The following is a 5765-nucleotide window of genomic DNA, read 5'->3' on the forward strand; positions in this document are numbered from 1 at the left end:
GTGCGGCATTGTGAACGTGGCCTCAACGGCCAGCTTTGCCGCCGCTCCCTTGATGGGCCCCTACAACGTGACCAAGGCGGGTGCCCTGGCCTTGAGCGAAACCCTGGCCGCTGAGCTGGCCGGCAGTGGGGTGAGTGTGACTGCCTTGTGCCCCACATTTGTAAAAACCAACATCACCCAGGATGGCCGCATTGCCGGTGGATCCAGCCAATTGGCCAACAAAATCATGGCGCTCACCGGGGTTGAGGCTGACGGCGTGGCCAAACAAACACTGAATGCGCTCGACAAAGGCCAGCTGTACGTATTGCCTCAACTGGATGCACGGTTGATCTGGCGTGCAAAACGGCTGATGCCCCGCAGCTACACGCGCTGCGCGGGTTTGCTGGGGCGCTTGGCCAGCAAAACACTTTGAAATTTTTTGGTAGCAAAGCAGCAAAGGAGCAACTCACCATGCCACAACTGGACTTAGAAAAAACATTGCGCCGCATCAAGGACAACCAATGGGCCTTGGCGGATTTTGATTGGGACGCGCCAGGTGCCGAAATGATCACCGATGAGCAATGGCCCAAGCTGAAGGCTTTCATGGCTGACTTAACTTGGATTGAGCACATTGGCGCGCGCGGTTTTGCGGCCATGGCCAAAAAGGCCCCCAACGATACTCTGCGAGAAATTTACACCTGGTTTCACGCTGAAGAGCAGCGCCACGCCAATGCCGAACTGGCGCTAATGAAGCGCTGGGGCATGCTGGAAGAAGGCGAAGTGCCCGAGCCCAATGTGAATTTGCGCTTGACCATTGAATGGCTGGACAAGTACAGCGACGACATGCCACTGAATGTGCTGGGTAGCGTGATTCCCATGTTGGAAGTCACGCTGGACGGTGCGCTCTGCAAGTTTTTGCTCGATGAAGTCAAAGACCCGCTGTGCCACCAGGTGTTTAAACACATCAATGCCGACGAGGCGCGCCATCTGGGTGTGGACTTCCATGTGCTGGAAATGCTCGGCCACGGGCCAGCCTACCGTTTGGCTTTGGAAAGCATTGCCACGGCCATCAACCCCAAGCTCTTGCTGGGTGTTGCCGTGTATTTCCCATTGCTCAACAAAATGCGCGACAACATTGTGGCCATGGGTTTGAAAGAAGAAAAGCTGTACGAGGCCATGGCGAAGTTTGAGAAGTACGGCGGCGAGACGCCCGAAGGGCGCCGCAACCCCTGGTATCAACTGATGCGCATGCATGGCAAGTGGGTGATTAACCGCAGCAACAGGCTTTACCACGTGCCCGTGGATGCGGCGGTGAAAGCGTCGGCCTACATTCCCAAACGTTGGCTACCTGCTGTGCCCACTTGGGTCAACAAGCTCACTTGGCAGCCCACGGCTTAATTCAATACAACAACCAATATTTACACCATGACAAAAAGAAAGGTTCAATCGAAAGCGCTGCAATCTGGCAGCACGGCGCGCACCAGTGCAAATCCAGTGCAAAAACGCAGCACCAGCCCGGGCAAAACCAGGTCAAAAACTCACCGTGACCACGTGTTTGACACGCTGATCATCGGTGCGGGGTTTGCGGGCTTGGGCAGCGCCATCAAGCTGCGCAAAGCGGGGGTGCACAACATTGCCATCCTTGAGCGTGCTGCAGAGGTCGGGGGCACTTGGCGAGACAATCAGTACCCTGGAGCGGCCTGCGACATTCCCTCCAACCTGTACAGCTTTTCATTTGCACCCAACCCAGCCTGGTCCAGAAGCTACTCGGGTGCCCAGGAAATTTTGGCCTATGTGCACAGCCTGGTGAATGACTTCGGCTTGCAGCCGTTCATTCATTATCAACAGAATGTGACGCAACTTGAACTGGACGAGGCACAAGGCCTGTGGGTGGTGCACACCAGCGCTGGGGCAGTGTGGCGGGGGCGCAGCGTCATCATGGCTTCGGGGCCGCTGGCCAACGCCAGCTTTCCCAACATTCGGGGCCTGGAGCGCTTCCAGGGCAAAAAAATTCATTCTGCCCAGTGGGACCACAGCTACAGCTTTGAGGGCAAGAAAGTGGGTGTGATTGGCACAGGCGCCAGCGCCATTCAGATTGTGCCCGAGTTGGTGAAGCGGGCGGGCAGCGTGAAGGTGTTTCAACGCACGCCGCCTTGGGTGATGCCACGGCCCGATTTCACCACCTCATCTTTGAGCAAGGCCCTGTTTGCCAAATTGCCTTTCACCCAAAAGGCCATTCGCGAGGCCCTGTATTGGGCGCACGAAAGCATGGCTTTGGCGGTGATCTGGGACTCGCCAGTGACCAAGTTGGGCGAGCGGCTTGGGCGGGCCTTTTTGGAAACCCAGGTGAAAGACCCTTGGTTGCGCCGCCAGTTAACACCCGACTACAAGTTGGGCTGCAAACGCATTTTGGTGAGCAACGATTATTACCCCGCGCTTCAGCAAGCCAACTGCGAACTGATCACCTGGCCCATTGCCGGCATTGTCGAGCAGGGCATACGCACAGCCGAAGGCATTGAGCATCAGTTTGATTGCCTGGTGTTTGCCACTGGCTTTGATGTGCCCAAAAGCGGCACGCCTTACCCAATCATCGGTGTGGGTGGACGCGTGTTGGCGCAAGAATGGGCGCGTGGTGCCCAGGCCTACAAAAGCATCAACGTGAGTGGTTACCCCAACCTGTTCATCATGTTTGGGCCCAACAGCGGGCCTGGGCACAACTCGGCCTTGGTGTACATGGAGCAGCAGATTGCCTATGCGGTCAAGGGCATTCGCACCATTCTGGATGGCCAGCACACGCTGTTGGACGTGAAGCCAGAGGTGCAACAGCAGCACAACCAGCGACTTCAAAAGCGTCTGTCCAAAACCAATTGGAATTCAGGTTGCACCAGTTGGTACCTCACCGAGGATGGATTCAACGCCACCATGTTCCCGGGTTTTGCCACACAGTACGCCAGGCAGATGAAGCACTTCGACCTGGCGGCGTATCGGCAAATTGAGGTGCCCGCAGCGGCTTAAAGTTTTTATGGTCAGCACAGGCTAGAATCGGCCATCTTCTTTTTGTTCTCCAAAGGCAAGATGTCCGATTCTGCCCCCCCTTCAATTTCTGAAGACGCCACCGCGCAGCCCTCGGCGCCCGCCCCGGTCAGCTTTTGGCAGGCTTTCCTGTTTTGGCTCAAACTGGGCTTCATCAGCTTTGGTGGCCCGGCTGGGCAAATTGCCATCATGCATCAAGAGCTGGTGGAGCGCAGGCGCTGGTTGTCTGAGCGGCGTTTCTTGCACGCTCTGAATTACTGCATGGTTTTGCCCGGCCCGGAGGCGCAGCAATTGGCCACTTACATTGGTTGGTTGATGCACAAAACATGGGGCGGGGTGGTGGCAGGGGTGTTGTTTGTGTTGCCCTCGCTGTTCATTTTGATTGGTTTGTCGTGGGTGTACATCGCTTTTGGCGATGTGCCCGTGGTGGCGGGTGTTTTTTATGGCATCAAACCCGCGGTGACTGCCATTGTGGTGCATGCCGCTCATCGCATTGGATCGCGCGCGCTCAAAAATGGCTGGATGTGGGCCATTGCAGCGGCCGCATTTGTGGCCATTTTTGCGCTCAAGGTGCCGTTTCCCGTGATTGTGATTGCGGCGGGTTTGTTGGGCTATGTGGGGGGCAAGCTGCACCCCAATGTGTTTGCCATCGGCGGTGGCCATGGGGCGGCCAAAACACACTTCGGCCCGGCTCTGATCGACGACAGCACCCCCACGCCAGCCCATGCCCGCTTTACCCGATTGCGGTTCGTGCAAGTGGTGTTGGCAGGCGCTGCGTTGTGGCTGCTGCCCATGGGCCTGTTGACGGCCATGCTGGGCTGGCAACACACCTACACCCAAATGGGCTGGTTTTTTACCAAGGCGGCCTTGCTCACCTTTGGGGGGGCGTATGCAGTGTTGCCCTACGTATACCAAGGGGCGGTAGAACGGTTTGCCTGGCTTAACCCGAGGCAAATGATTGACGGGCTGGCCTTGGGGGAAACCACACCCGGCCCGCTCATCATGGTGGTGGCCTACGTGGGGTTTGTGGGCGCTTACCTGCAAGACGTGTTGGGGCAGGGGGTGCCTTTTTGGTCTGGCGCGCTGGGGGCGGCACTGGTGACTTGGTTCACCTTTTTGCCCTCCTTCATTTTTATTTTGGCAGGTGGCCCCGTGGTAGAAAGCACGCACGATGATTTGAAATTTACCGCCCCGCTGACCGCCATCACCGCGGCGGTGGTGGGGGTGGTGCTGAATCTGGCATTGTTTTTTGCGTACCATGTGATTTGGCCCGCCGGGTTTGGGGGGCATCTGGATTGGTTCAGCTTGCTGATCACCTTCGCGGCTTTTGTGGCATTAATGCGCTACAAGCGCGGGGTCATGGAAGTGCTGGGCGTGTGCGCCGCGCTTGGTCTGCTTATGCAGTTATTTTTAAAATAAACATGGAGACACCCCTTGGTCACCAAAGAGGCCCTGAATGAGTTTTTGAGCACGCAATTCAAACAATCGCGATGCACGGTGGAAGAAATCAACGCAGAGCGGGCCGTGATTCGCTACCGCATCACAGAGGCCGATTTGCGACCCGGCGGTACGGTGTCCGGCCCAGTGATGTTTTTGGTGGCCGATTGTGCTCTGTACGTGGCCATATTGGGGCGCATCGGGATTGTGCCCTTGGCCGTTACCACCAACATGAACATCAATTTTTTGCGCAAACCCGCCGCCGATCGCGACATCATCGGCGAATGTCGCTTGATCAAGCTGGGTAAGCTGTTGGCCATTGGCGAGGTGCTTGTGTATTCCGATGGGCAGGAAGAGCCTGTTGCGCACGCCACCGGCACCTACGCCATTCCCCCCAAACGCGATTAAACATTTCAAGAGGGTCACATGAGCAAACCACAACACTGGCTGGGTATTTCTGGCAGCCTTCGCCAAGCGTCTTGCAACACGGGGCTGCTGCGTGCTGTGGCTGAGCAACTGCCTGAGGGCGTTACCTTTGAATTGGCCAATTTGGCCGAGGTGCCGTTTTTTAATGCCGATCTAAGCAATCGCCCAGCGGCCGTACAAACCCTGTTCGACCAATTCGCCCGAGCCGATGCCCTGGTGTTGGCCTGCCCGGAGTACAACTATTCCTTGGCCCCCGCTTTAAAAAACGCCATCGATTGGGCCTCGCGCTACCCCGACAACGCATTGCTCAATGGCAAACCCGTTGCAATCTGTGGGGCTGGCGGTGGCATGGGCACCTCACGGGCGCAATACCACCTGCGGCAGGTGTGCGTGTACGTCAATTTGTTGCCTTTGCAAAAGCCAGAGGTGTTTTGCAGTGCCTTTGCCGGGGGGTTTGATGCACAAGGCAATGTGGTGGACAGCAAAATAAAAGGCAACCTGGATGCCATGGCCAAAGCCCTTCATGCCTGGGTGTTGCGCCTGGGTTGATTCGCTCACACCGTTGGTTTTTTGTTTTACCGCAAAAGGGTGGGGGCCAAATTTTTTTGCCTTCGCCCTAAAGTTTGAATTTTTCCAAGCGTTATATGAATCACAAGGCAGCGCACAACGGTGCATGACACCGAAGGCGACTGACCCAAAGACACTTAAATACTGCTTGGAGAAACATCATGCTAGGAATCAACACCAACCCCGCGTCGCTGACCGCACAAAAGAACCTCTCTGGCTCGGGCATTGGCCTGAACAACGCGATTGCCCGCTTGTCCTCGGGCTTGCGTGTGAACAGCGCCAAAGACGACGCCGCAGGCCTGGCCATTGCCGAGCGCATGAAT

The 5765-nt window shown here is 56.7% G+C and carries 6 protein-coding genes and 1 pseudogene; all 7 read left to right on the top strand.

Annotated elements, in window-relative coordinates; all coding sequences use genetic code 11:
• On the top strand, nucleotides 1–412 hold a 412-nt coding region (locus tag ACEQU8_RS02400; RefSeq protein WP_370261212.1), incomplete at its 5' end, for an SDR family NAD(P)-dependent oxidoreductase.
• Nucleotides 413–450: 38 nt separating this feature from the next.
• Nucleotides 451–1377 carry a hypothetical protein gene (locus ACEQU8_RS02405; protein ID WP_370261213.1) on the top strand — a complete coding sequence of 309 codons (927 nt, stop codon included), beginning with the start codon at nucleotides 451–453 and terminating at the stop codon, nucleotides 1375–1377.
• A gap of 27 nt (nucleotides 1378–1404) precedes the next feature.
• On the top strand, nucleotides 1405–2994 hold the full coding sequence (locus ACEQU8_RS02410; RefSeq protein ID WP_370261215.1) for an NAD(P)-binding domain-containing protein: 1590 nt from the start codon (nucleotides 1405–1407) through the stop codon (nucleotides 2992–2994).
• 60 nt (nucleotides 2995–3054) lie between these two features.
• A complete protein-coding gene (gene chrA / locus ACEQU8_RS02415) occupies nucleotides 3055–4431 on the top strand; it encodes a chromate efflux transporter (RefSeq protein ID WP_370261216.1) in 1377 nt (458 codons plus the stop codon).
• 15 nt (nucleotides 4432–4446) lie between these two features.
• A complete protein-coding gene (locus ACEQU8_RS02420) occupies nucleotides 4447–4857 on the top strand; it encodes a PaaI family thioesterase (protein ID WP_370261217.1) in 411 nt (136 codons plus the stop codon).
• An 18-nt stretch (nucleotides 4858–4875) separates the two neighbouring features.
• Nucleotides 4876–5424 carry an NADPH-dependent FMN reductase gene (locus tag ACEQU8_RS02425; protein ID WP_370261218.1) on the top strand — a complete coding sequence of 183 codons (549 nt, stop codon included), beginning with the start codon at nucleotides 4876–4878 and terminating at the stop codon, nucleotides 5422–5424.
• A 179-nt stretch (nucleotides 5425–5603) separates the two neighbouring features.
• A pseudogene (locus ACEQU8_RS02430) lies at nucleotides 5604–5765 on the top strand (flagellin FliC); the annotation flags it as partial.

It is taken from the genome of Limnobacter sp. (genome assembly GCF_964228395.1).
Classification (GTDB): Bacteria; Pseudomonadota; Gammaproteobacteria; order Burkholderiales; family Burkholderiaceae_B; genus Limnobacter.

Excerpts from the sequence above, each read along its gene's own strand:
- chrA (WP_370261216.1), top strand. The coding sequence starts at position 3,055 with ATGTCCGATTCTGCCCCCCCTTCAATTTCTGAAGACGCCACCGCGCAG.
- ACEQU8_RS02425 (WP_370261218.1), top strand. The coding sequence starts at position 4,876 with ATGAGCAAACCACAACACTGGCTGGGTATTTCTGGCAGCCTTCGCCAA.
- ACEQU8_RS02410 (WP_370261215.1), top strand. The coding sequence starts at position 1,405 with ATGACAAAAAGAAAGGTTCAATCGAAAGCGCTGCAATCTGGCAGCACG.
- ACEQU8_RS02405 (WP_370261213.1), top strand. The coding sequence starts at position 451 with ATGCCACAACTGGACTTAGAAAAAACATTGCGCCGCATCAAGGACAAC.